At 61.4% G+C, this 25,473-nt stretch carries 20 protein-coding genes; all 20 read left to right on the top strand.

The features are described 5' to 3' along the window. Window positions 1–14: 14 nt before the first annotated feature. The 20 genes from OGM60_05745 to OGM60_05650 all read left to right on the top strand — a co-directional run bounded on the left by OGM60_05745 (window position 15) and on the right by OGM60_05650 (window position 25,456). A complete protein-coding gene (locus OGM60_05745) occupies window positions 15–689 on the top strand; it encodes a helix-hairpin-helix domain-containing protein (GenBank protein ID UYI98406.1) in 675 nt (224 codons plus the stop codon). A 203-nt stretch (window positions 690–892) separates the two neighbouring features. Continuing rightward, window positions 893–2,989: a DNA internalization-related competence protein ComEC/Rec2 gene (locus OGM60_05740; GenBank protein ID UYJ00160.1), complete on the top strand. Its 2,097-nt coding sequence runs from the start codon at window positions 893–895 to the stop codon at window positions 2,987–2,989. A 78-nt stretch (window positions 2,990–3,067) separates the two neighbouring features. After that, a complete protein-coding gene (gene holA / locus OGM60_05735; GenBank protein ID UYI98405.1) occupies window positions 3,068–4,030 on the top strand; it encodes a DNA polymerase III subunit delta in 963 nt (320 codons plus the stop codon). Between the two features lie 133 nt (window positions 4,031–4,163). Continuing rightward, window positions 4,164–4,430 (top strand): 30S ribosomal protein S20, encoded by a 267-nt coding sequence (gene rpsT / locus OGM60_05730; GenBank protein UYI98404.1) that lies wholly within the window; start codon window positions 4,164–4,166, stop codon window positions 4,428–4,430. 96 nt (window positions 4,431–4,526) lie between these two features. After that, window positions 4,527–6,338: a translation elongation factor 4 gene (gene lepA / locus OGM60_05725; protein UYI98403.1), complete on the top strand. Its 1,812-nt coding sequence runs from the start codon at window positions 4,527–4,529 to the stop codon at window positions 6,336–6,338. Window positions 6,339–6,343: 5 nt separating this feature from the next. Next, on the top strand, window positions 6,344–7,387 hold the full coding sequence (gene dusB / locus OGM60_05720; GenBank protein ID UYI98402.1) for a tRNA dihydrouridine synthase DusB: 1,044 nt from the start codon (window positions 6,344–6,346) through the stop codon (window positions 7,385–7,387). Window positions 7,388–7,389: 2 nt separating this feature from the next. After that, a complete protein-coding gene (locus OGM60_05715; GenBank protein UYI98401.1) occupies window positions 7,390–8,622 on the top strand; it encodes a coproporphyrinogen III oxidase family protein in 1,233 nt (410 codons plus the stop codon). A 58-nt stretch (window positions 8,623–8,680) separates the two neighbouring features. Then, the gene (locus OGM60_05710) at window positions 8,681–9,784 is read left to right on the top strand and encodes a DnaJ domain-containing protein (protein ID UYI98400.1); all 1,104 of its coding nucleotides are present in this window, start codon (window positions 8,681–8,683) and stop codon (window positions 9,782–9,784) included. A gap of 81 nt (window positions 9,785–9,865) precedes the next feature. Beyond that, window positions 9,866–11,014, top strand: coding sequence for a molecular chaperone DnaJ (dnaJ, locus tag OGM60_05705; GenBank protein UYI98399.1), 1,149 nt, complete (start codon window positions 9,866–9,868; stop codon window positions 11,012–11,014). Window positions 11,015–11,023: 9 nt separating this feature from the next. Then, window positions 11,024–12,316, top strand: a complete 1,293-nt coding sequence (locus tag OGM60_05700) for a MiaB/RimO family radical SAM methylthiotransferase (GenBank protein ID UYI98398.1) — start codon at window positions 11,024–11,026, stop codon at window positions 12,314–12,316. Next, window positions 12,297–13,283, top strand: a complete 987-nt coding sequence (locus tag OGM60_05695; GenBank protein UYI98397.1) for a PhoH family protein — start codon at window positions 12,297–12,299, stop codon at window positions 13,281–13,283. The genes OGM60_05700 and OGM60_05695 overlap by 20 nt, the downstream gene beginning before the upstream one ends. After that, on the top strand, window positions 13,280–13,789 hold the full coding sequence (gene ybeY, locus OGM60_05690) for an rRNA maturation RNase YbeY (GenBank protein ID UYI98396.1): 510 nt from the start codon (window positions 13,280–13,282) through the stop codon (window positions 13,787–13,789). The genes OGM60_05695 and ybeY overlap by 4 nt, the downstream gene beginning before the upstream one ends. Before the next feature lie 9 nt (window positions 13,790–13,798). Beyond that, window positions 13,799–14,176, top strand: coding sequence for a diacylglycerol kinase family protein (locus OGM60_05685; protein ID UYI98395.1), 378 nt, complete (start codon window positions 13,799–13,801; stop codon window positions 14,174–14,176). A gap of 12 nt (window positions 14,177–14,188) precedes the next feature. Continuing rightward, window positions 14,189–15,265: a GTPase Era gene (gene era / locus OGM60_05680; GenBank protein UYI98394.1), complete on the top strand. Its 1,077-nt coding sequence runs from the start codon at window positions 14,189–14,191 to the stop codon at window positions 15,263–15,265. Window positions 15,266–15,280: 15 nt separating this feature from the next. Then, window positions 15,281–16,030, top strand: a complete 750-nt coding sequence (recO, locus tag OGM60_05675) for a DNA repair protein RecO (GenBank protein UYI98393.1) — start codon at window positions 15,281–15,283, stop codon at window positions 16,028–16,030. A 138-nt stretch (window positions 16,031–16,168) separates the two neighbouring features. After that, window positions 16,169–16,447, top strand: a complete 279-nt coding sequence (rpsO, locus tag OGM60_05670) for a 30S ribosomal protein S15 (GenBank protein UYI98392.1) — start codon at window positions 16,169–16,171, stop codon at window positions 16,445–16,447. A 150-nt stretch (window positions 16,448–16,597) separates the two neighbouring features. Continuing rightward, window positions 16,598–18,844: a polyribonucleotide nucleotidyltransferase gene (locus OGM60_05665; protein UYI98391.1), complete on the top strand. Its 2,247-nt coding sequence runs from the start codon at window positions 16,598–16,600 to the stop codon at window positions 18,842–18,844. 648 nt (window positions 18,845–19,492) lie between these two features. Further along, window positions 19,493–21,163, top strand: a complete 1,671-nt coding sequence (locus OGM60_05660) for a ribonuclease J (GenBank protein ID UYI98390.1) — start codon at window positions 19,493–19,495, stop codon at window positions 21,161–21,163. A 1-nt stretch (window position 21,164) separates the two neighbouring features. After that, on the top strand, window positions 21,165–23,942 hold the full coding sequence (locus OGM60_05655) for a DNA translocase FtsK (GenBank protein UYI98389.1): 2,778 nt from the start codon (window positions 21,165–21,167) through the stop codon (window positions 23,940–23,942). Further along, window positions 23,942–25,456: a helix-turn-helix domain-containing protein gene (locus tag OGM60_05650; protein UYI98388.1), complete on the top strand. Its 1,515-nt coding sequence runs from the start codon at window positions 23,942–23,944 to the stop codon at window positions 25,454–25,456. Before OGM60_05655 ends, OGM60_05650 begins: the two co-directional genes overlap by 1 nt. The last annotated feature ends 17 nt before the right edge of the window (window positions 25,457–25,473 follow it).

Genomic DNA, 25,473 nt, shown 5'->3' with positions numbered 1-25,473 from the left:
AACGGGTTAAACGGATGGATCGCTTGGCAGAAAAGCTGCTCGGCCATAAGGCGGTGGTCGTGGCGATTCTGGTTGCCATTGCCGCCGCGAGCGGCTTGGCGATGGCAAGTTTTAGTAGCCGCTCCAGCGGCGTGTCGTTTGAGCGTAGTGATGAGGCGAGCGCCTCGGATGTGCGCGAGGCCGGGGATGCGTCACCCGACGATGCTGATGAGTCGTCTGCCAAGAGCTCTTCTGCTGCCGAGGTGTACGTCGATGTTGATGGCGCCGTTGTGAGGCCAGGCGTGTACCGGCTCAAAGATGGAGCACGGGTGTCCCAGGCGATTGATGCCGCCGGAGGGCTTACGGCCGAGGCGGATGTGACGGGTCTTAACCGTGCGTCCAAGATCACCGATGGTCAAAAGATCTATGTGCCGACGGTAGGGGAGCAACAAACGGCTGCGGCCGTCGGCGGCGCCGAAAGCAGTGCTTCCACGACCCCTGGTACAGGGTCTTCGTCGGGACTTGTGAATATCAATACGGCAAGTGCGGCGGAGCTGCAGACGCTTTCGGGCATCGGGCCTTCTATGGCCCAGTCAATTATCGACGAACGGACGCAAAACGGGGCCTTTGCCTCGGTCGATGACCTTATGCGCGTATCGGGGATCGGTGAGAAGAAACTCGCCAAAATTAAAGATTGCATCTGCGTATGAGTGCGACCGAGCGCGAGCATGTGATGCCACCGCGCCCATTGATGCCGTGGACGATAGCCCTTTGTGCCGGCTTGTGTGCGAGCTGTGGGTTAGTGCTTAACATGGCGGCCGATGCGCTGCTGGGAGAGCGGGCGGCGCCCGTCACATTGCTTATGGCCATTCCCGTTGCGGCAGCAGGGTGCATCGTATTGGCTCGGTCCTGCATGCGCCTTGTGCGGTGGAGGCGATGGCTGTATGCCGCGGCCCTCGGCCTCGTGGCGGGAGCGGTAGTGTCCGCGGGTTGGGCGATAGGGGCGCTGCGCGCTTCGAGGGCGTTGGATAATCGGGCTGCGAGCAGTCTCGAGTTTGTTGTGTGTGGCGACCCGTCCATCAATGACGGTGCGTACTCCTATACCTGTGATGCGTATGCGGGCGAAAAGCGTTTGGGTCAGGTACGGCTGTCGTGTGATCGTGAGCTTGGCGCCGGTTCGCATGTACGTGCTATCGGTCGAATTTCGCGCTTTGAGAATGATGCGTATGGGCGCTCACGCGTGCTTCGGGGCGAGCTTCGAAAGGTTAAAGTCGTCCGGTTGGTATCGATCGACGAGGGCCCTCCAGGCCCGTTGTCTTGGCTTCGAAACGAGCTCCTTGCCGTTATCGCGCCCGCGACCGACCCAGCGCGCTCGCTCATCGCCGGCGTTGTCTGTGGGCGCTCGTCCGAGCTGCGCGCCCAGCCTGCGGGCGAATGGTTTTCGGTAACGGGCACCGCACATCTCATCGCCGTTTCGGGCAGTCATCTTGCCATCGTGGGGTTTGTGATTGAGAGTGCCCTGCAAAAGACGCGTCTCTCTCGTGGGTTTCAGCGGGGGCTGTTGGTGCTGGCCCTCGCTGCCTATGCCGTTTTTACTGGCGCTTCGCCCTCGGCCGTGCGCGCGTGCTGTATGGTGGCGGCGACGCTTGTCGCCAACGGCGCCGGACGTCGTCGGCATGGCCTCTCGGCTCTGTTTGTCACCATGGCAATCTTTGTGTTGCTGCGCCCGACGGTATTGTTCGAGATGGGTTTTCAACTATCGTGCGCCAGTGTTTTTGCCATCCTTTGTTTTTGCCCCTACGCTACCTACGCCTTGTGCGAGCTGAGCGTGCCATCGGGGGTTGCCGGTATTTTGTCCGTCACGATGTGCTCACAACTCGCGACACTTCCTGTAACCATTCCCGCATTCGGGACGTTTTCGCTCATTGCCCCGCTTGCAAATGCCGTGATCGGTCCGGTGATAAGCGTACTGCTTGCTATATCGGTTGTGCTGGTGCCCTGCTCGCTTGTGCCGCTGTTGCGTCACGGGGCGCTCGTGGGGCCCATGATTGTCGCTCGCTGCGCCCTGTTCTTTGAGCAGCTCTTTGCTGCCGTTCCGGGCGCATCCGTAAGCGTGCCGCCCGATGCGCCCTTGGTATACGTGGTGCCGTTTGCGCTGGCGGTCCTCTTGGTCTGGTGGCCACGTCCCCGCGCGCGGCCCATGGCAGTGGGGCTGCTGTGTTTGATGCTTGCGGCGGCTGTTCCGTATGTCTATTGGGATCGATGTGCGCCGCCTTCGGTAACAGTCCTCGATGTCGGCCAAGCCGATGCGATTCTGGTTCGTCAGGGTAGCGCCGTGGCGCTTGTCGACTGTGGGCTCGATGAGCGCGTGGTGTCGGCGTTGGTTCGCAATAACGTTCACCATATCGATGCCGTCTTCGTGACGCATTGGGATGAAGATCATTGGGGTGGTCTTCCCGACGTACTCGATCAGTTTTCGGTTGGAACCATTGCGGTCGCGGCCGATGCACTGGACGGCGCGCCTGTTGAGGTCCTGAATCGCCCCGGCGTAACGTATCGGCAGGTAGCCCGCGGAGACGCGGTCGATATCGGCGCATTTCGGGCTCGTGTGATGTGGCCGTTTGACACGGTGGATGGTGAGGGCAATGAGGACTCGCTTGTCTTGCTGCTCTCCTATGCTCAGGAAGGTAAGAGTCTGCGTATGCTCCTCACTGGTGATGCCGAGCTCGATCAGGAGCGCGAGTTTGTACAGGAGGTGGGCGATATCGATGTGCTCAAGCTGGGGCATCACGGCTCAAAAGTTTCTGTCGACACAGACCTGCTGGAAACGCTTAAGCCCGAGCTCTCTATCGCGAGTGCGGGCGAGGGCAACCGCTACGGCCATCCATCCGATGCCTGCATCGATGCCGTTCGCGATGCGGGCGGCGCGTTCGCATGCACCATCGAACAAGGAGACATCACCGTCTCGCCGACCGTAACCGGATTTGCCATGCGATGCCAGCGACCGTGATGCTGCCGTTGGCGCGGGATAAGCCCGTGGGCTAGAATGGCACGGTACGAACACGAGAGCCTGCGGGAGGGGAGCGCGATGTCCGAAACCGGTCTGCTGCCGGCATATCTGATTGTCGGTACCGACGGAGTCAAACGCGACCACGCCGTCTCGCGTATGAAGGCGCGTCTGGAAAAGACGGGCATGGTCGAGTTCAACCTCGACGAGCGCGATATGACCAAAGACCCCGATATCGAGTCGATTATCGGATCGCTCAACACCTTTCCCATGGGCAGCGAGTTTCGCCTGGTAATCCTTGACGGCTGCTCAAAACTCGCCAAAGCGATTTCCGAGCCGCTTGTCGAGTATCTGGCGAGTCCCAGCCCCACGACGGTTTGCCTCATAATCGCCGATTCGCTTGCCAAGAACACGCGCCTGTACAAGGCAATCGCCAAGATTGACAAGAAGGCCGTGATCGACTGTTCGGGCACCAAGCGCTGGGAGCTCCCGCGCCGCGTGCAGCAGATGGCGACGCAGCACGGAAAGTCCATTTCGACGGCGGCTGCCGAGGAGCTCGTTTCCCGCTCGGGCGAGAACACTCGCATGCTCGATAACGACTTGGCAAAGCTCGCCCAGATGGTCGAGGCACCCCAGATTGAACTTGCCGACGTGGAGCGTTGGATCGTGCGTACGGCCGAAGTCCAGCCCTGGGACTTTCTCAATGCGGTCTCGGCCCGTGACATGCGCCGCTCGCTTGAGCTCTTCAATCTACTGCCCGCCAAGAGCTACGTGTGGACTTACACATTGCTGTGCGGGCGCATTCGCGAGCTTATCGTTGCCAAGGCGCTCGATGCGCGTGGGCAGGGTCGTGAGCTTGCCGCGACGCTTAAGCTTCAGGCCTGGCAGGTCAAAAATCACTTTACCTGGGCACGCCGCTTTTCGATGGCGGAGCTTGTCGCTGCGCTCGAGGGTGCCGTCGATGTGGAGCTCGCGCTCAAGGGTTCGGCTGATTCCCAGACCGCGCTTTTGCTCTGGATTACGAACATCTTGAGAAAATCGTGATGATACCTGCCTATTTGACAAATTCGTTCTATCCCTTTGAGGGGGAGCGTGCTATAGTAGGCGCTTGCATGACCTCACCGTGTCTCAGAGGTGTCATACATTTTTTGCAAGGAACTCGAAAGGAACTCCAGAAGTGGCAAACATCAAGTCTCAGAAGAAGCGTATCCGCACCAATGAGGCAGCTCGCATGCGTAACAAGGCTGTCAAGTCCGAGCTCAAGACGCTGACCAAGCACGTCCAGTCCGCCGTCGCCGAGGGCGACGCCGAGAAGGCCCAGGCTGCCCTCAAGACCGTTACCAAGCGTCTCGACATGGCTGCCGCCAAGCATGTTATCCACAAGAACCAGGCTTCCAACCGCAAGTCCGGTCTTGCCAAGCTCGTGAACAGCATCAACGCCTAAGTTGTAAATTTCACACCACACAGATTACGCGCATAAAAGGAGCCTGTTTTATGGAACAGGCTCCATTTTTTGTACCGCTCGGGTAAGATAGTCCGCATGAATACTTCAATTGACATTTCCCACATCCGCAACTTCTCGATCGTTGCGCACATCGACCATGGCAAGTCCACGATCAGTGACCGCATCCTCGAGCTCACCCATACCGTCGACGAGCGCGACATGGAGTCGCAGCTGCTCGACACCATGGATATCGAGCGCGAGCGCGGCATCACGATCAAGTCCAATGCCGTTCGCGTTTCCTATGACGCCGACGATGGTGAGACGTATCAGTTCAACCTGATCGATACGCCGGGCCACGTGGACTTTACCTATGAGGTCTCGCGTTCGCTGGCCGCCTGTGAGGGCGCGGTGCTCGTCGTCGACGCCACGCAGGGCGTCGAGGCGCAGACCGTCTCCAACGCGACGCTCGCCATGAACGCCAATCTGGATATCGTGCCCGCCATCAATAAGATCGACCTGCCCTCGGCGCACCCCGACGAGGTCAAGACCGAGATCGAGGACGACCTGGCGATTCCCGCCGACGATGCCGTATGCGTATCGGGCAAAACTGGCGAGGGTATCCACGACCTGCTGGAGTCCATCGTCTTTTTGATCTCACCGCCCAAGGGCGATGCAAACGCGCCGCTCAAGGCGCTCATCCTGGACTCGTATTTCGATGAGTACCGCGGCGTCGTTGCCACGGTCCGTGTCTTTGACGGCTCCATCAAGAAGGGCGATACCCTGCGAATGATGCAGGCCAAGGGCGACTTTTTGGTCGATGGCGTGGGCGTCAAGCGTCCCGCCGAGACCCCGGTCGATGCGCTGACGGTCGGCGAGGTGGGCTACGTGGTCACGGGCCTGAAGGATCCCGAGGCCGTACGCGTGGGCGATACCCTCACGTGGGCGTCGAATCCCTGCCCCGAGCCACTTCCCGGCTATCGCGAGGCCAAGCCCATGGTCTACACAGGCCTGTTCCCCATCGATAACAAGGATTACGAGAACCTGCGTGACGCTCTCGATAAGCTGCATGTCAACGACCCGTCGTTGGTGTGGGAACCCGAGACCTCGGTGGCGCTCGGCTTTGGCTTCCGCGTGGGCTTCTTGGGCCTGTTGCATATGGAGGTCGTCAAGGAGCGCTTGGAGCGCGAGTTCAACCTGGACCTGATTGCCACGAGCCCTTCGGTGGATTATCACGTCTACAAGACTGACGGCGAGATGATTGATGTTCGCAGCCCGCAGGATCTGCCCGAGGCTACGCGCATCGAGCGCATCGAGGAGCCTTACCTCAAGGCCAAGATTATCTGCCCGCCCGAGTATACGGGTGCCGTCATGCAGCTCGCTATCGAGCACCGCGGCATTACGACCGACATGATCCATCTCACGAGCAAATCGGTCGAGATGCGCTTTGACATGCCACTCGCCGAGCTCATCCTGGACTTCTTTGACCAGCTCAAGAGTCGCACCAAGGGCTATGCCTCGCTCGACTATGAGTTCAACGAGTATCGTCCCTCCGAGCTCGTCAAGCTCGATATCCTGCTTTCGGGCGATGAGGTGGACGCGCTTTCGTTTATCGTGCACAAGGACAAGGCCTATGGCCTGGCCCGCGGGCTGTGCGACAAACTCAAGGAAATCATTCCACGCCAGCTGTTCGAGGTGCCCATCCAGGGCGCTATCGGCAACAAGATCATCGCCCGCTCCACCGTTAAGGCACGCCGCAAGGACGTGCTTGCCAAGTGCTACGGCGGCGATATCTCGCGTAAGCGCAAGCTGCTCGAGAAGCAGAAAGAGGGTAAGAAGCGCATGAAGGCCATCGGTTCGGTCGAGGTCCCGCAGGAGGCCTTTATGGCGATCCTCAAGGTGGACGAGTAGGTCCCATGGCGCTTTCTGAATACAGCAAGCGGCTGCTGGGCGCCTATGCCGAGCAGCCGTTCCTTATGGCTCCCATGGCGGGCGTAACCGACCCCGCCTATCGCATCATGTGTCGCCGCCGCGGTGCCAACCTTGCCTACAGCGAGATGGTGAGCGTTGCGGGCCTTGCCTATGCCAGCAACAAGACGTGGCGCCTGGTGTTGCCGGCCGACGAGGAGCAGCAGATCTGCGTGCAGCTCTTTGGTTCCAAGCCCGATCAGTTTGCGGGTGCTGTCGCTGCCGTCGAGGAGCGTGTGGGCGATCGCCTGTCGCTCATTGATATCAACATGGCCTGCCCGGCTCGCAAGGTCGTCACCAAGGGCGAGGGCTCGGCGCTTATGCGCACGCCCGATCTGGCAGAGAAGATCGTTGAGGCAGCGGTGGGCGCGGCGCACGTGCCCGTGACCGTAAAAATCCGCAAGGGCTTTTACGCCGAAGACCGCAATGCCGCGACGTTTGCCCAGATGCTCGAGGGGGCAGGGGCCGCTGCGGTGGCGGTACATGGTCGCTGTGCCACGCAGCTCTATACGGGCCAGGCCGATTGGTCGGTCGTCGATGAGGTGGCCGACGCCGTCGAGATTCCCGTTATCGGTTCGGGCGACGTGTTCTGCGCCGAGGATGCCGCGGAGCATCTGCGCAACTCCGGCGCCAGCGCCGTGTTCATCGCGCGCGGTATCTATGGCAATCCCTGGGTGTTCGGCGATGCCCGCGCCCTTGCGCTCGATGGCACGCCGGTACCGGTACGTAGCTCGGTCGAGCGCCTGGATGCCCTGCGCGAGCACCTGACGCTCACGCACGAGCTGTTGCCGCTCATGTCGCGTGCCCGTACGTACGCAAGCTGGTATCTAAAGGGGATGCCTCATGCTGCGGCCTGGCGCGCCCAAGTGGTGCGTTGCTCCACATACGAGGAGTTCATGGCATTGGTCGATGATATCGAGCGCGATGTGGTGGCCTGCGAGGCCGCACTTGCCGCCGGCGAGTCGGTGCCCGCTCATCCGCTGGAGGCCTAACGGTGGCCGTTACCGCGCTGTACGTGCATGTTCCGTTTTGCGCCCAAAAGTGCCGGTACTGCGACTTTGACTCGCGCAGTTTTGCTCCGTGCGACCTGAGCGCTGCGCTCGATGCCTATTTTGAGCAGTTGTATGCGCGCCTTGATGCCTTTGGAGACGTCGGGGCGCTTGCGCAGATCCGTACCGTCTATGTTGGCGGCGGCACGCCGTCGCTGGCGGGGGAGCGCCTGGTAGAACTCGCCCGGCGTATCTCTGCGTGCTGCAAGCCAGTTGAGTTTACCTGCGAAGCCAATCCTGAGTCGTTGACTTCGCAGCTTGCTGCGGCGCTTGCCGGGGTGGGCGTCACGCGCATTTCTCTGGGAGTTCAGACCCTCGACAACGCCGAGCTTGCCGCGATTGGTCGCATCCACGATTCGCACCGCGCCCTTGCAGCCATCGCCGCGGTGAGGGACGCTGGGCTCGATGTGTCCTGCGACCTGATGTGCGGACTTCCCGGGCAGACCGCCGTAAGCTGGCAGCGCACGCTCGATGGCGTGTTGGCGGCGGCGCCGCATCACGTGTCGGTTTACCCGCTCACGCTCGAGGAGGGCACGCCGCTTTACCGCATGGCGTGTCACGACGAGTCGCTTGAGCCCGACGAGGATTTTCAGGCTGCGTGCATGGATGCGGCGCGTGAGTGCCTGGGTGCGGCCGGCTATCACCCGTATGAGGTGGCAAGCTACGCGCTCGACGGCCATGAGTGCGCCCACAACATTGCCTATTGGACCGGACAGGGCTATCTGGGCTTGGGCCGCTCTGCCGCCGGTATGCTCGATGCCGAGGATTTCGATCGCTTGGCCGGGCTGTTTCCCGACGTGCCTGCTCGCGGCGATGCGTATCGCGTGCGCTTGGTGCAACGTGACGATGATGCGACGGCGTTTGATGCCGAGTATCTGTCGCAGCGCGAGGCTGCGGCCGAGGATCTGATGCTCGCCTGCCGCATGACGCGTGGCATTGGGCCCGACCTGTTGGTTCGCTCGGCAAGCGTGATCGCTGCAGATGAGTTGGCGGCGGCCTGTGACCGTGCTCTCGAGTTGGGCCTTGCCACCTGGGTGCCCGATCATGTTGAAGGACATGCTGGGAGCGTCACCTTAAAAGACGTTATCGCAGGTCGCGTCCGTGCCCGCTTAGCGCCCACCCACTTGGGCTGGCTCGATGGAAATGTGCTGTTCGAGCTGTTTTGGGGTCTAGCTTAGGCCGCTCGGGTAGAATTACCGCAATATATACGCTGCTGTGAGCAGGAGGTTGCCGCGCATGGCGACGATGAACGAAAAAGATTACTACGAGATTTTGGGTGTCTCCAAGGACGCCACCTCGCGTGATATACAGAAGGCCTTCCAGCAAAAGGCACGTAAGCTCCATCCTGACGTCAACAAAGAGCCGGATGCCGAGGAAAAGTTCAAAGAGGTTTCCGAGGCCTACGCTGTGCTTTCGGATGAGCAGAAGCGTGCGCGCTATGACGCCATGCGTTCGGGTAATCCCTTCGCCGGCGCTCCCACGGCTTCGCCCTATGGCGGCGGCTACGCCGGCAGCGCAGGCTATGGTAATCCCTTTGAGGGCGGCTTTCCCTTTGGTGGCGCCTGGGGCCAGCCCCGTCGCGGCCAGGCGGCCTACAACCCCGAGAGTGGCGCCAACGTGGTCGTCGATATCAAGCTCGACGCCAAGGAGGCCAAGGGCGGTGCCCGCAAGACCGTCCGCTATACGCGCTTCGATACCTGTGGTCACTGCGGAGGCTCGGGATCTGTTTCGTCCGAGCATGCACATACCTGTCCGAGCTGCGGCGGTCGCGGCCACATCGACGTCGACCTGTCCTTCCTGTTCGGTGCCGGCACGTTTCAGTCTGTCTGCCCCGAGTGCGGCGGTTCCGGTAAGGTCGTCGCCGACCCCTGCCCCGATTGCGGCGGCAGCGGCCGTGTCCGTGTGACCTCCGAGCAGACGATTGAGTTTCCCGCCGGCACGCACGATGGTGACGAGGTTCGCATTAGTGGCATGGGTCACGCCGGCACCAACGGTGCCTCGGGTGGCGATCTGGTCGGCCGCGCCCATGTCGAGGCCGAGCGCCTGGAAGGCAAGGCCCGTACAGGTTTTTACCTGATGGGCATCGTGGCGCCGTTTTTGGTGCTGTCGGCCATCTCGGGCGTGTTCTCGGCCTTTGCCATAATGTGCTTTATTCCGTTTGCCATGGGCCTGTTTATGGTGGTCTCGGACGGCGTGCTGCACCGCAGCCTGCTGTGGTGGAAGCGCGGCGCGATGCAGTTTGCCAACGGTTTTGCCAACGGATTTATGTTTGCGCTCGTGTCGGTTTGGTTTGCGAGTTGCTCGCAACGTGCCATGCTTTCGCCCTACGCAATGCAATAACATCTAGCCCTCTGTTTGCGGCCGGCCCAGCTTGGGTATAGGACGCACTGTGACAAAAATGAAAGTCGGAAGGATTCGGTCGTGTCGGAAAATAGGGATTACTACGAGGTACTTGGCGTCGACAAGGATGCCGACGCGCGGACGATTAAGCGCGCGTTTCTAAAGAAGGCCCGTACCGTACACCCGGACGTTTCGGACGACCCCGAGGCCGAGGCCAAGTTCAAAGAGCTTAACGAGGCGTATTCCGTTCTTTCCGACGAGCAGAAGCGTGCTAACTACGACCGTTACGGCACCGCGGACGGCCCTGGTGGTTCGGGGTACGTCGATATCAACGATATCTTTGGTGGCATGGGCATGGACGACCTGTTCTCGTCGTTCTTTGGCGGCGGTGCCGGCGGTGGCGCCCGAAATCGCCGTGAGCGTCGTCGCGGCCGCGATATGGCCATCTCCCTTTCGGTGACCCTTGAGGAGGCGGCGCTCGGTTGCAAAAAGACGATCAGCTATGACCGCCTTGCCCCCTGCGAGGATTGCAACGGCACCGGCAGGGCCGAGGGTGCACGGGAAAAGCAGTGCAGCCGCTGCCACGGCACGGGCTATGTCACGACGGTCCAGCGTTCGTTCCTGGGCCAGGTTCAGTCTTCTTCGCCCTGTCCCGACTGCCATGGCGAGGGCACGGTTATCGACCATCCCTGCGAGACCTGCGACGGTCAGGGCCGCACGCCTTCGCACGAAAAGATCGACATCGATATTCCCGCCGGCGTTTCGACCGGTTGCCAGCTGCGCGTGAGCGGCTTTGGCGAGGCCGGTCTTCGTGGCGAGCCCTCGGGCGACCTGATCGTCAACGTGCGCGTCGCCGACCACGAGCGTTTTAAGCGCAACGGCGACGACCTGTACCTCGTGAGCGATATCTCGATTGCGCAGGCTGCGCTCGGATGCGAGATCGAGGTCGAGGGTATTATGCCTGACGAGGTCGTCAAGGTGACGGTTCCCGCCGGCACACAGTACGGTGACACCGTGAGCGTTGGCAACTACGGCATGCCCCGTATCGGCGGTGGCGGTTCGCGCGGTCGTCTGATCGTGCAGATGCGCGTGGTCGTCCCCACCAATCTCTCCAACAAGCAGCGCGAGCTGCTTCGCGCCTTTGCCGACGAGATGGGCGATGACGTCGCATCCGGTAAGAAATCCGTGACCGATCGTATCAAGAGCGCCCTCGACGATATCCTCGATTAAGGAGCCCGCGTGCTCGCACCTCATATCTCTGTCGTCAACCTCGGCTGCCGTGTCAACCGGGTTGAGTCCGACCGTATCACTGCCGATTTAATGCGCCTGGGCTTTGCGATGGTGGAGCCTCAGGATGCTGAGCTGATCGTCATTAACACCTGTGCCGTTACGGGCGAGGCCGAGGCCAAGACCCGTAAGGCCGTTCGCCATGCGCTGGCCTATCCAAACGAGCCCTATGTGGTCGTGACCGGATGTGTGGTCAATCTGCATCCCGAGGAGCTGCTGGAGCTTTCGGACCGCGTGATCGCCGAGCCGTCCAAGATCGATGTCGCCGAACGCGTCTGTGAGGTGCTGGGCGTTGAGTCAGATGACGTTCCCGCCTGCAGCGACGGCGAGGTTGTCGACGCACTCGGTCGCTCGCGTCTGGGCGTGAAGATTCAGGACGGCTGCAACCATCGCTGCACCTATTGCATCGTGTGGAAGGCACGCGGTCCCGAGCGCTCCGTGCCCGTCGAGTCCGTGCTCGAGCAAGTTCGCGAGGCCCAGGAGGCCGGTGTGCCCGAGGTGGTGCTGACCGGTGTGAACCTGGGTGCCTACGATGGCAAGAGCGCGACTGATGAACACGTCGAGATCGATGAGCTGCTCGAGGCGATCATGGAGCGCACGTCCATTCCGCATGTGCGCATTTCCTCGGTCGAGCCCATGGATATCTCCGAGTCCCTGCTTAAGGTCATGGCGCGCTATCCGAAGCGCATCGCCCCGTTTTTGCACCTGCCCGTGCAGTCTGGCTGCACCAGGACACTGCGTCGCATGGGCCGTCCCTACAGCGCCGAGGCCTTCGAGGAGACGGTGCACATGATTCGCACCAACTTGCCCCAGGCGTCTCTTTCGTGTGATGTCATCGTCGGTTTTCCCGGCGAGACGGACGAGGAGTTTGAGGAGTCGCTGGCGCTGTGCCGCCGTGTGGGATTCTCGCGTATGCACGTGTTCCGCTACAGCAAGCGTCCCGGTACCCTTGCTGCCGACATGCCCGACCAGGTGCCGCCCGAGGTTATGGCCGAGCGCAGCCGCCGCATGCGAGCCGCGGCGCAGGAGCTCGCTATTGCCGACGCTCGCCGTCGCGTGGGAACCGTCGAGCGTGCCGTGCTCGAATATGGCGACAACCTGACGCTCGGTTCGTTCCATCATGCCCGTCTTGACGATACCCGTGGACTCACAGCCCCGTGCCTGCTCGATGTTGCTATCATCGGAGTCGATGATTCCGGCTTGGTCCATGCACGCAGGGAGGTTCATGGAAGCCTCGAAGATTAGACTTACCGTTCCCGAGGGTATTGACCCTTCGCGCGTTTTGGGTGCCGGTGACGGCGTCCTTCGTGCGCTCGAGAGCTTGGTTCGCGCCCATGTGGTCGCCCGTGGCGACAGTATCGCCGTGAGCGGTGACCCGGACGAGGTCGAGCTCGTGGCGCGTTTTTTCGAGCATGCTTTTCGCGAAGCGGCCGCCGGACGCACACTGTCTGCCGACGATGTCTCTCGCTGCCTGGCCGTATTGCGCGACGGTGAGCACGAGGCTACGTCGCTTCGCGATGATGTGCTGCTTTCGTATCGCGGTCGTGCCATTCGCCCCAAGACGCTCGGCCAAAAGCGCTACGTGGATGCCATCCGCTCGCATACCATCACGTTTGGCCTTGGTCCCGCCGGTACCGGTAAGACCTATCTGGCCATGGCGCTCGCCGTTGCCGCGCTCAAGCGTCACGAGGTGGGCCGTCTGATCTTGACGCGTCCGGTTGTCGAGGCGGGGGAGAATCTGGGCTTTTTGCCCGGTACCCTCGAGGAAAAGATCGACCCCTATATGCGTCCGCTCTACGACGCCCTTTTTGACATGATGGATCGCGAGCGCACCGATGAGCTCATGGAGCGCGGCATGATCGAGATCGCCCCGCTTGCCTACATGCGCGGCCGCACGCTGAGCGATGCCTTCGTGGTGCTCGACGAGGCGCAAAATACCACGCCCGAGCAGATGAAGATGTTCCTGACGCGCCTGGGTTTTAACTCCAAGTTTGTGATTACCGGCGACCTGAGTCAGCGCGACCTGGTGGGTCGTCGCGGCGGTCTTGCCGACGTTGAGCGGATTTTAGGCCGTGTCGACGATGTCGCATTTTCTCACCTCGAGCGTGCCGACGTGGTGCGCCATGCCTTGGTGGGGCGTATCGTCGAGGCATACGATGCTTATGATGATGTACGCGATAAGCGCGTGCACGACCGAAAGGAGTCCCGTTGAGTGTATTGATCAGCAACGATGCCGAGCTCGATACGCTACTCGACGCGCAGGAGGTAGAGCACATCTGCGAGGTCGTGCTCGTCGCCGAGGGCGTTGAGCGTGAAGTTGAGATTTCCCTTTCGTATGTCGATGAGGACGAGATGCACGAGCTCAACCACGAGTGGCGCGGTATCGACCGTACCACCGATGTCCTCTCGTTTGAGTGCGACTCGGCCTTTGACGAGGATATTCCCGCCGACGAGACGCTCGAGCTCGGCGATATTATCCTGGCCCCGGAGGTCATTGCCCGTCAGGCCCCCGGCTTTGGTAATAGCCCTGCCGACGAGTGCCGCCTGATGCTCGTGCATGGCATGCTGCACCTGCTGGGGTATGACCATATCGAGGACGACGAGGCCGAGGTCATGGAGGCCCGCGAGGACGCCATCCTGCGCGATCTGGCGCTCGAGCGCGGCGAGGACCCCAAGCTGGTCCACATCGGCCCCATCACCAACCACGCCCACGACTAGGAGCCGTCTATGATTCCTGGATCGAACAAGGACCATCCGTCCTTCTTAAAGTCGTTCTCCTACGCCATGGAGGGCTTCGTCACCGCCGTTAAGACCGAGCGCAACATTAAGGTCATGCTCGTGGCGGGCGTGTGCACCGTCATTGCCGGCTGCATCGTGGGGCTCGACATTGCCGAGTGGGCCACGGTTATCATCTGCTGTGGCTTGGTGATTCACGGCGAGCTGTGCAACACCGCCATGGAGGCGATCGTCGACCTGGCGACCCAGGAGCTCCATCCGCTGGCAAAGCGTGCGAAGGATATCGCCGCCGCCTCCGTATACGTACTTTCCATCACCGCCGCGATTGTGGGATTGCTGGTATTTGCCCACGCGCTCGACTTTATTTAGAAAGGGATTTTCATGTCCGACAATATGCAGCTTATCGATGAAACTCTGGACGACGAGTCCCTGGATGCGGTGGATGCCGAAGCGAACGATGCCTATGAGGATGTCGAGGAGTTCGATCCGTTTGAGGGCATGAGCGACGAGGAACTCGACGCCCTGTGCGACGAGGGCGACAGCCTCGCGGGCTTTGGCGACGTTGAGCCTGGTTTCCGCAGCGGCTTCGTGGCGCTGGTCGGCCGCCCCAACGCCGGCAAGTCCACGCTGTTCAACGCCTGCTATGGCAAAAAGGTTGCCATCACCTCGCCGGTGGCCCAGACGACCCGCCGCCGCATGCGCGCCGTCGTCAATCGTCCCGGTTACCAGCTGGTCTTTGTCGATACCCCGGGTATCCACAAGCCCAAGGACGGCCTGGGGTCCGAGCTCAACAAGAGCGCGTTGTTCGAACTGAACGATGTCGATGTCGTCGCGTTTTTGATTGATGCCACCAAGCCGATCGGCAGGGGAGACGCCTGGGTTGCCGAGCGCGTCAAAAACGCCCGTTCCAAGAAGGTCCTGGTGCTCACCAAGGCCGATGAGGCCGACCCCGCACAGGTCATGGAGCAGCTTAAGGCCGCCCACGAGCTCATGGAATATGACGATGAGATCGTGACGTCGTCGGTCAAGAACTTCAACGTCGATGCGTTTATCGAGACCGTTGCACGCTTTTTGCCCGAGGGTCCGCGTTGGTTCCCCGAGGACATGGGTACCGACGCTTCCGACGAGACGCTCGTTGCCGAGTTTGTGCGCGAGAAGGTCTTGCGCCGCACCCGTGATGAGATCCCGCACTCCGTTGGCGTGATCTGCGATGCGCTCGAGCAGACCAAGAAGGTGCTGCGCATGCACGCCACCATTTACGTCGAGCGCGAGGGGCAAAAGGGCATCATCATCGGCAAGGGCGGCGAGATGATCAAACATATCGGTATCGACGCCCGTCGCGATCTTGAGCGCATCTTTGGCACGCAGGTCTTTTTGGAGCTGGACGTGAAGGTCAAGGCCGGCTGGCGTGACGACGAGGCCCAGATTCGCCGCTTTGGCTACAACGCCGAGGACTAAGGACGCGCGGCGCGCATGGCAGGCTCCCGGACATATCGCACGAAGGTGCTCGTCCTCGATAAGACGAAGCTCAAAGAGACGGACCTGATCTTGACGATGCTTGACGAGCGGGGTCGGCAGGTTCGCGCCGTGGCAAAGGGCGCCCGCAAACCCGGTGGGCGCCTTGCTGCGCGCTGCGAGCTGTTCTGCACCGTCGATATGCTGCTCGCGCATGGACGGTCGCTCGACGTGGTTTCCCAGGCCGAGCTTATGGAGGCGCCGCTCGGCGCTGCGCCCGATTACGAGACGACCTGTGCCGCAAGCGCGATTGCCGAGGTTGCGCGCGTGTGCTCGTTCGAGGACGCCGAGGACCCGTATACCTTTGCCATAACGCAGCGAGCGCTTGCCCTGGTGGGCAGCGGGCTCGACACGGCGCATATGGATCTACTTGTGGCGGCATATGTCTTTAAGCTGCTGTCGCACGTTGGCTATCGACCCGATTTTTCGGCCTGCGTGCTGTGCGGAGACCCCATGCTGTCGTATTTTTCGCCCCGGGCGGGCGGGCTCATGTGCGGGTCGTGCGCGTCGAGCGTTCCGGGTGCCGAGCTGGTGTCGACCGGTGAGGTCGCGTGGCTGCGCGCCCTCATGTCCATGACCTTCGACGAGCTTATGGATCAAAGGATCGACCCGCATACTGCGGCGTTTTTGCTCGGGCTTTCGCATGTCTGGGCGGCAACACATACCGATCAGCGGCTCCGTGCGATGGAATTCATGTTGGGTCGGTGATGATGCGCAGGCACAGGCTGCTTGTGGTAACATACCGACCTGTTGGTACCTCGACCTTGGTTGCTCGCTCCACCGGCGGCTTCCCAGTCCGAGGCGAATCGAGTCGCCCGCGGGCGACGTAAAACGAAAGGTGAAACAATGACTGTTTCCAAAGAGCGCAAGGCGGAGCTGACTGCCCAGTTCGGTAACACCCCGGTCGACACCGGTAACCCCAAGGTTCAGGTCGCCATCCTGTCCGAGCGCATCAAGGAGCTGACCGAGCACATGAAGTCCCACCAGAAGGACTTCCACACCCGTCGTGGTCTGCTCATGCTCGTCGGCCGTCGTCGTCGTCTTCTCTCCTACATCAAGAAGAACGACATCGTCGAGTACCGTGAGCTCATCAAGGCTCTGGGCATCCGCGACAACATCCAGTAAGGATTTGTACATGCTAAGAGCGTCCTGCGCAGCGGGGCGCTCTTTTTGTGTAAGGGCGTGAACACTCACGCTCTGAAGCGTGGCGGGGGCAGGGGGCCCGCGTCACATGAGAAGCCCGCAGGCAAGGGGCCTGTGGGGTAAAGGAGAACAATGACACTCGTATCCAAGACCTTTGAGCTGTACGGCAAGACCTACACCTTTGAGTCCGGCGAGCTTGCCAAGCAGGCCACCGGCGCCTGTCTGGTCAAGCAGGGCGACACCACGATGCTCGACACCGTGGTCGTCTCCAAGGAGCGTAAGAACTACGACTTCTTCCCGCTGACCGTCGACTTCAACGAGAAGATGTACGCCGCCGGCCGCATCCCGGGTGGCTACCTCAAGCGTGAGGGCCGTCCCAGCGAGAAGGCCACGCTCACGGCCCGTATGATCGACCGCCCGATCCGCCCGAGCTTCCCGGACGGCTTCCGCAACGAGGTGCACATCGTCGCCACCTCGCTCGTCGCTGACCAGGTCAACCCCTTCGACGTCATCAACGTCATGGGTGCTTCTCTGGCCATGACGCTCGGCGGCGTGCCCTTCGAGGGTCCGCTTGCCTGCGTGCGCATCGGCCGCAACGTGGAGACCGGCGAGTTTATCGTCAACCCCACCTATGAGGAGCGCGAGAACTCCGACCTGGACCTGGAGCTGGGCGGCTCTGCCGACTTCATCTCGATGGTCGAGGCCGGCGCCGAGGAGATCTCCGAGGACGACATGCTCGCCGCTATGAAGTTTGGCCAGGAGGCTCTTGCTGCCTTCTGCCAGGCTCAGGACGAGTTTGTCGCCGAGTGGGAGCAGGTCAACGGCGCTATCGTCAAGAAGGAGTACCCGCTCGATCAGCCCGTCGAGGAGGTCCAGGAGCGCATCTTTGCCCACTACGACGAGATGGCTGCTGCCCTGCGCGACGCCGACAAGCTCTCTCGTATCGGTAAGGTCGAGGCTCTGAAGGAGTCCATCCGTGCCGAGTTCACCGAGGAGGAGCAGGCCGCTTGGGAGCGCGAGATCCCCGTGGCGCTCAAGAAGCTCGAGAAGAAGGCCATGCGCACCATGGTCGTCGAGACCGGCGAGCGCGTCGACGGCCGTGCTGCCGACGAGATTCGCCCCATCATGGTGAAGGACAACTACCTGCCGCTTGTTCACGGCTCCGGCCTGTTCCAGCGCGGCCAGACCCAGGTGCTTTCCGTCCTGTCGCTCGGCATGCTCAACGAGGGTCAGCGTCTGGATACCATCGAGCCCACCGAGGGCAAGCGCTACATGCACCACTACAACTTCCCGCCGTTCTGCACCGGCGAGACCGGCCGCATGGGCAGCCCCAAGCGCCGCGAGATCGGCCACGGCAACCTGGCCGAGCGCGCTCTGCTTCCGGTGCTCCCCGACGAGAACGAGTTCCCCTACGCCATCCGCGTCGTCTCCGAGGTCATGGAGTCCAACGGTTCCTCTTCGATGGCTTCGACCTGCGGTTCCACGCTCGCCCTTATGGACGGCGGCGTGCCCATTAAGCGCCCGGTCTCCGGTATCGCCATGGGCCTGATCCAGGAGGAGGGCAAGACCGTGGTCCTGTCCGATATCCAGGGTCTCGAGGACTTCCTGGGCGACATGGACTTTAAGGTCACCGGTACCACCGAGGGCATCACCGCCCTGCAGATGGACAACAAGGCCACCGGTCTTACCTTCGACATCCTGGCCCGCGCCCTGCAGCAGGCCAAGGAAGGTCGCGCCTTCATCCTGCAGAAGATGCTCGATGTGATCCCCGAGCCGCGCCACACCACGCGCAGCACCGCTCCGCGTATCGTCTCTATCCAGGTTCCGACCGATAAGATTCGCGACGTCATCGGCTCCGGCGGCAAGGTCATCCGCGGTATCCAGGACGAGACCGGCGCTTCGGTTGACATCCAGGAGGATGGCACCGTCTTTGTCGGCGGCACCGGCGAGTCCGTCGACCAGGCCGTCGAGCGCATCAAGCTCATCATCAAGGTTCCCGAGCCGGGCGAGGAGTACACCGGTCGCGTGGTCTCCATCCAGCCCTTCGGCGCCTTCGTCAACCTGCTGCCTGGCAAGGACGGCCTGCTGCACATCTCCCGCGTCGCCAAGGGCCGCGTGGAGAAGGTCGAGGACGTTCTCAACGTGGGCGACGAGGTCAAGGTCGTCGTCATCGAGGTCGACGATCGCGGCAAGATCTCGCTCGACCGTCTGGACAAGCCCGAGGCACCGGCTCGCGCCGAGGGTGCCTCCGAGGGCGATGGCGAGCACTTCCAGCGCCGTGAGCGTCCGCGTCGCGAGCGCTCCGAGCGCAGCGACCGTCCGCGCCGTCCCGGCGACAACGGAGGCCGCAAGCCCCGCCGTCACCACGACGCCGAGTAACAGTTACACATAAGCAGCTCAACAAGGGCGACTCCGGACAGGGGTCGCCCTTTTGCTTGCGCCCGGGAGGGGCGCATATGAAGTTTCCTGCTCTACAGTCCTGCGCAAGACGGAAAGCACATTAAGTGCTTTCCTTTGCGTGCGGAACTTGCGATAAACTTCATATGCGCCCCTCCCGGGCGCAAGCAAAAGGGCTAGTTAGTGCCGCTCGCCATTGAGTTAGACAGTCTATTCAGCAGTCAGATTTCGGATCTGTAGAGAGATGCAGCAGCATTTCCCCAGATAAAACCTACTTAAATAAACCTGTCCTTTATTGGCAGGTCTGGGCTCAGCGGCCCCGGCACGGGCTAAGTTTATCGCGAGTTCCGCACGAACAGGAGGCCACTTAATGTGGCCTCCGTCGTGAGCAGGACTGTAGAGCAGGAAACTTAGCCCGTGCCGGGGCCGCTGAGCCCAGACCGGCGGGATACACAGGTTCAGATGGGGCTTTGATGCATGGGTGGTCTGTTGATGGACAATTGGGTATGATGATGTGGTTACTGCATCGACTCTGCGATGCATGTTTGTACGTTCCCGGCGGTCGGTTTGCCAGAAGCGCCCCGTCGGTTGTTCCAGACCCGTTTCGAAGAAAGGAAACCACACGAACCTATGGCAGCTAAAAAATCATCTCCCTTGAAGATCATTCCGCTCGGCGGCCTTGACGGCATCGGCAAGAACATGACGGTCTTCGAGTGCGGCGACGACATGGTGCTCGTCGACGCCGGCCTCATGTTCCCCGACGACTCCCAGCCCGGTATCGACCTGGTGCTTCCCGACTACACCTATGTCCTGGAGAACGAGGAGAAGCTCCGCGGCATCGTCGTCACCCACGGCCACGAGGACCACACCGGTTCGCTTCCGTACCTGCTGCAGGACCTCAACAACAAGGTGCCCATCTTCTCGAGCAAGCTGACGCTCGGTTTTATCGAGGGTAAGCTCTCCGAGTTCCGCATTCGCGCGCCCAAGTTCCGTGAGGTCAAGGGCGGCAGCCACGTCAATCTCGGTGGCATCTCGCTCGATTTCTTCTCCATGACGCACTCCATTCCGGGTGCTTTGGGCGTGTTTATTCGCACCAACCAGGGCACCGTTATGCACACGGGCGACTTTAAGCTCGACCAGACGCCCATCGACGGCGTCACGCCCGACTATGCCGCCATCAGCCGCTTTGCCAAGCAGGGTATCGACCTGCTGCTTTCCGACTCCACCAACGCCACGGTTCCCGGCTTTACTAAGTCCGAGGCCGAGGTTGGCCCCAACCTGCTGCATGCCATCAAGAACGCCCCGGGCCGCGTGTTCGTCGCGTCGTTCTCGAGCCACATCCATCGCCTGCAGCAGATCTGCGACGCTGCCCGCAAGTGCGGCCGCAAGGTCGTCGTGACAGGACGTTCCATGCTCACCAACACTCGCGTGGCGCGCGAGCTTGGCTACCTCAACATCGACGATGCCGATATCCTCGATGCCTTTGATATCGATAACCTACCCGACGACAAGATCGTCGTCATGTGCACCGGTTCGCAGGGCGAGCCGCTGTCGGCCCTGTCCCGCATGGCCAACGGCGAGCACAAGACGCTCTCCATCCACGAGGGCGATACCGTCATCCTGTCCGCTACGCCCGTTCCTGGCAACGAGAAGGCCGTGCAGCAGGTCGTCAACAGCCTGGCAAAGCTCGGCTGCGACGTGTGGGATAAGAATCGTGCCCTCGTCCATGTCTCGGGCCACGGCAGCCAGGAGGAGCTCAAGCTTCTGATGGCCATGGCCAAGCCCACCTACTTTATGCCGGTTCACGGCGAGGCCGTGCATCTGCGTGCCCATGCCCAGCTTGCCCGTAAGATGGGCATTAAGGATGATCACATCTTTATCCTCGATAACGGCGACACGCTCGAGATGCGTGGCGGTATCGTCAAGCGCGGTACGCCTGTCGAGTCCGGCGTCGTCTATGTTGACGGTCTGCGCATCGGCGACACCGACCCCATCGTCCTGCGCGATCGCCAAAAGCTCGCCAACGACGGTATGGTCACGGCCGTTGCCATCGTCTCGCTCAAGCATAAGAAGATCGAGGCTATCGAGTTCTCGGGCCGCGGTGTTTCGTTTGCCATCGACGACCAGTTCTCCGAGGATGCCTCAGCAGCCATCATGAAGACGATCGAGAAGGGCAAGTTTAGCTTTACCAGCAGTGGCTCCGATGCCATTCGCAAGGCCGTGCGCGATTCGCTCTCCAACTTTATCTGGAGCCGCACGCGCACCCGTCCGATGATCATCCCGGTCGTCATGGAGGTTTAGTTTGGCGCGCGGATCTGCACAAAACGCCAAAGGCAATAAGGCCAGTAACCAACCGGCATCTGCTAAGGGTGCCGGTTCCCATCTGCGTGCCAATCAGGGCCACGAGTCGGAGTTCGATGAGTTCGAGCCCTTGGTCGAGCCTTCGGCCAATCGCGATATCGCCGGCGTGGTCATTGCCGTTTTGGCGATTGCGTCCTTTATCGCCGTGATTTCCCCGGCAACGGCGCCCGTGACAGCTGCGGTTGCCGGTTTCTACCACCTTGGCTTTGGCCTGGGCGCCTACGTGCTGCCGATCGTCATCTTGCTGTTTGCCGCTACACTCTTTTTGGGTGAGGACTCGCCGCTCAATATTCGCTCGGTTGCGGGCGGCGCCGTAGTCTTTGTGGCCATTGTCTCTATCCTGTCGCTGTTGGTGCCGGGTACGACCGACTCGTGCGACCTTATGTTTACGCCGCAGAACCTTTCCGCGTCGGGCGGCTACATTGGCGCCTTTATCGCAAGTACCTTGCAAAACGCCCTGGGTAAACCCATCGCCATGGTTGTCTTGTTGGGGCTTGTCGTCGTAGGTTTGGTCATTATTGGCTTTTCGGTGGGCGGCGTTTTGCGCTCCGCACGCGATCGCGCTGCCGATTTTGCCGAGCGCCGTCGTGCCGATGTCAATGCGAGCCCGTGGGGCGATGAAGAGGCCCTGTCGGTTCCCGGTGTCGCCCGTCCGCACCTGAGCATTCTGCGCCAGAAGGGAACTGACGCCGCCGTGACCACGGTCATGGGTGGTGATGTTGATCCTGTTTTGGATGACGACGAGGACGATGACCCGTTTGTCGACGTGTCCGAGGCCGTGGAGGCCGAGCGAGCCAAGACCACGCTGCTGCCGCGTCGCCATGCCAAGAAGGGCAAGGCCGCGCCCAAGTTCAACACGAGCGAGCCCGACCCGTCTTGGTCCGATAGCGAAATCGAACTCACCGAGGGCGATGACGAGGACGACGAGACTCCGCTCGAGACCGCCAAGACAACCTTGCTGCCGCGTCGCCGTGCCAAGGCAGGACAGGTCACCGGACAGTTTTCGATGGAAGACGACCCGGACAAGGCTGATGAGTCCGAACCGCCGTTTGCCGTGAATCCCGTTTCGGCAGCTCCTCAGATCCCCGATTTCCTGAAGCATCCCAAGGTTGCCGATGCCTCCAGCTCTACGGCTTCTGCTGTTCCTGTTGCAGCCGGCGATGGGGGAGCGAACGGTACCGTTGCCGATGCCGAGGGTGAACAAGAGGACGGCCTCAAGCTCCCACCGCTCGAAATCCTGCACGCCAACCCGCAGTCGGCGTCCTCCGCGTCTTCTGATAAGGAGCTGGAACAGACTGCCGAGTCGTTGCAGTCCACCTTGCTTGAGTTTGGCCGTAGCGCCCGCGTTGTCGGCTGGATTGCCGGCCCCACGGTCACGACCTTTAAGCTACAGCCCGGTGAGGGCGAGCGCGTGAGCAAGATCTCGAGCCTCGAGGACGATATCGCGCTTTCGCTTGCCGCCCAGTCGGTGCGCATCTTCGCGCCGATACCTGGCACCTCGCTCGTTGGTATCGAGATTCCCAATCGTAAGCGTCAGAACGTCAACCTGGGCGACGTGCTTCCCTATGTGAAGGGCGGTCCGCTCGAGCTTGCCATCGGTCGCGATGCCGAGGGCACGCCGGTTGTCGCCGACCTCGCCAAAATGCCCCACCTGCTGATCGCCGGCACCACCGGTTCGGGTAAGTCGGTCATGATCAACTCCATCATCACGACGCTGCTCATGCGCGCCCTTCCCGAGGACGTTCGCCTGATCATGGTCGACCCCAAGCGCGTCGAGCTTGCGGGCTATAACGGCCTGCCTCATCTCTACGTGCCCGTGGTGACCGAGCCCAAGCAGGCGGCCAGTGCGCTGCAGTGGGCCGTGTCCGAGATGGAGCGTCGCCTGAAGGTCTTCGAGCGCCTCAACGTTCGCAAGATCTCGACCTATAACGAAAAGCAGGCCGCCGGCGAGTTTGAGCATTACGATAACCCGCCGCAAAAGATGCCCTATCTGGTCATCATCATCGACGAGCTTTCGGACCTGATGATGGTCGCCGGCAAGGATGTCGAGGCCTCGATCGTCCGTATCGCCCAGCTGGGTCGTGCCGCCGGTATTCACCTTATCGTGGCTACGCAGCGCCCCAGCTCCAATGTGGTGACGGGCCTTATCAAGGCCAACATCACCAACCGTATCGCCTTTAACGTGGCTACGGGTATCGATTCCCGCGTCATCATCGATCAGATGGGCGCCGAAAAGCTCACCGGTTTAGGCGACATGCTGTTCTCCAAGGTCGACTGGGGCAAACCCCGCCGTATCCAGGGCTGTTTTGTCTCGGACGACGAGATCAACGAGATCGTCGAGTTCGTTAAGTCGCAAAGCGAGCCCGACTACCATGAGGAGATTCTGTCTGCCGTGGCGCCCGCTTCCATGTCCATGGCTGGTGGCGGCATTGTTCGCACGGGCGTTGCCGATCCGCAAGATGACGACCCGCTTATCTGGGAGGCCGCCCATATTGTGGTGGAATCGCAGCTGGGCTCCACATCTGGACTGCAACGCCGCCTCAAGGTTGGCTATGCGCGCGCCGGGCGTATTATGGACATGCTGGAAGAAAAGGGTGTCGTCGGCCCGCCCGATGGTTCCAAGCCGCGCGAGGTCCTGTTGGACGAGGAGGGGCTCGCCGCGTTGGAGTCTGTCGACGCCGAGATGGCACGTGAAGATCGTGAGTTTGGAGGATTCTGATGGCTGCACGCTTTGGTGACATGCTGCTCGAGCAGCGTCGCCGGATGGGCCTTTCCATCCAGCAGGTCGCCAACACCATCAAAATCAGGCCGCAGATCATCGAGTTTTTCGAGACCGGTAACTTTGCATCGATGCCCCCGCGCGGCTATGCGCAGGGCATGATTTCGAGCTATGCTCGCTATTTGGGGCTTAACCCGCGCGAGGTCGTCAACGCTTATTTTGATGACCTCATGGCATATGAACGCGAGACCTCGCAGCAGGGCGGTCGTTTTCAGGATGCTGCCGGCTACGTTAACTCGCGTTCGTCTGTCGATAACGGACGCTTTCTGATGGTTCAGGGTGGTCGCTCGACGCGGTACGGCCAGCGCCCTCCGCAGGCGGGCTATATCACCGAGACGGGCTCCAGCGAGGAGATTCGTTCTCAGCGAGATCGCTTTCGCAGTACGCCCATGCCTGATGACCGTGCGCTTCCCGCCGCTCGCGGGTTGAGTCGCGATCCCCGCGCCGGTTACGGCGACGGTGGCTACTCCGGTCGTGGTTATCGCGGAGTTTCTGCCGGGCGTTCCCACGGTGGTTACGCCGACGCCGATACCACGCAGGTGACGCCGCGCCTCCGTTCGCAATCGCAGCCTTACGGGCAGCGCTCTTCGGCGCCTCGCTCTGGCCAGCGTGGCTATCAGAACCGTGGCGAGCTTGCGCCGCGTTCTGGCCAGCGCGGCTCGCAGAGCCAAGGCGGCTATCGTGGTCGTCCCGATAGCGGTCGCGGCCGTATGCCGCAGGGGAATGGGCGAGGCGGCTCCAGTCGCGCACGCAGCGGCGGGCGCGTCTCCCAGAACAACGGACTCGATCCGCGCATCATCTACGCCGGCATCGGTGCCGTGGCGCTTTTGTTGATTCTGCTCATCGTGGTCCTCCTGCGTGGCTGTGGCTCTTCTGCACCCGAGTCGACGCCCGAGACGCCCGCGGCCACCAAGACGACGACCAAGAAGTCTTCCAAGAAGACCGAATCTGTTGACGAGGATGAAGGCACCGACGAGGCGACGGATTCTGCCGATTCCGATGCCGCCAAGGCGAACGCGAAAAAGAAAGAGGACGAGGTCATCAAGGTCAAGGTCTCCGTTGCCAAGGGCAAGACCGCCTGGATCGAGGTCAAGGTCGACGGTAAATCGGTCTTTGGCGCCCAGGCAACCGGTCCCTTTGAGCAGGAGTACACGCCCGAGTCCTCGATCGAGATCACCACGTCCAAGCCCTCCGATGTTACGGTTACCAAGAACGGTGAAAAGGTTCGCTACGACACCAAGACATCGGGCGTGGCGCGCGTGACCATTACCGTTCCCAAGAAGGAGACCACTGACTCCGAAGACGGCGAGAGTGCCGACGGCACCGATACTGCCGACGGCACCGACCCCCAGTCTACCGACGGCACCGACGCCCAATCTACCGACGGCACCGACACGGCATCCGACGGCCAGACTGCAAACGATTCAGATGACTATTCGTACGACAGCTACTAAGGCTCCCCGTACCGAAA

The organism is Coriobacteriaceae bacterium (assembly GCA_025757745.1).
GTDB lineage: Bacteria > Actinomycetota > Coriobacteriia > Coriobacteriales > Coriobacteriaceae > Collinsella.
Note: the sequence above shows the minus strand (reverse complement) of the source record. Positions and strands in the feature narration are given on the sequence as shown.

What these genes read in the sequence shown, in the direction of transcription:
- OGM60_05745 (UYI98406.1), top strand. Translation starts at nt 15, where the DNA reads ATGGATCGCTTGGCAGAAAAGCTGCTCGGCCATAAGGCGGTGGTCGTG.
- OGM60_05740 (UYJ00160.1), top strand. Translation starts at nt 893, where the DNA reads ATGCGCCTTGTGCGGTGGAGGCGATGGCTGTATGCCGCGGCCCTCGGC.
- holA (UYI98405.1), top strand. Translation starts at nt 3,068, where the DNA reads ATGTCCGAAACCGGTCTGCTGCCGGCATATCTGATTGTCGGTACCGAC.
- lepA (UYI98403.1), top strand. Translation starts at nt 4,527, where the DNA reads ATGAATACTTCAATTGACATTTCCCACATCCGCAACTTCTCGATCGTT.
- dusB (UYI98402.1), top strand. Translation starts at nt 6,344, where the DNA reads ATGGCGCTTTCTGAATACAGCAAGCGGCTGCTGGGCGCCTATGCCGAG.
- OGM60_05710 (UYI98400.1), top strand. Translation starts at nt 8,681, where the DNA reads ATGGCGACGATGAACGAAAAAGATTACTACGAGATTTTGGGTGTCTCC.
- OGM60_05695 (UYI98397.1), top strand. Translation starts at nt 12,297, where the DNA reads ATGGAAGCCTCGAAGATTAGACTTACCGTTCCCGAGGGTATTGACCCT.
- OGM60_05685 (UYI98395.1), top strand. Translation starts at nt 13,799, where the DNA reads ATGATTCCTGGATCGAACAAGGACCATCCGTCCTTCTTAAAGTCGTTC.
- era (UYI98394.1), top strand. Translation starts at nt 14,189, where the DNA reads ATGTCCGACAATATGCAGCTTATCGATGAAACTCTGGACGACGAGTCC.
- recO (UYI98393.1), top strand. Translation starts at nt 15,281, where the DNA reads ATGGCAGGCTCCCGGACATATCGCACGAAGGTGCTCGTCCTCGATAAG.
- rpsO (UYI98392.1), top strand. Translation starts at nt 16,169, where the DNA reads ATGACTGTTTCCAAAGAGCGCAAGGCGGAGCTGACTGCCCAGTTCGGT.
- OGM60_05665 (UYI98391.1), top strand. Translation starts at nt 16,598, where the DNA reads ATGACACTCGTATCCAAGACCTTTGAGCTGTACGGCAAGACCTACACC.
- OGM60_05660 (UYI98390.1), top strand. Translation starts at nt 19,493, where the DNA reads ATGGCAGCTAAAAAATCATCTCCCTTGAAGATCATTCCGCTCGGCGGC.
- OGM60_05650 (UYI98388.1), top strand. Translation starts at nt 23,942, where the DNA reads ATGGCTGCACGCTTTGGTGACATGCTGCTCGAGCAGCGTCGCCGGATG.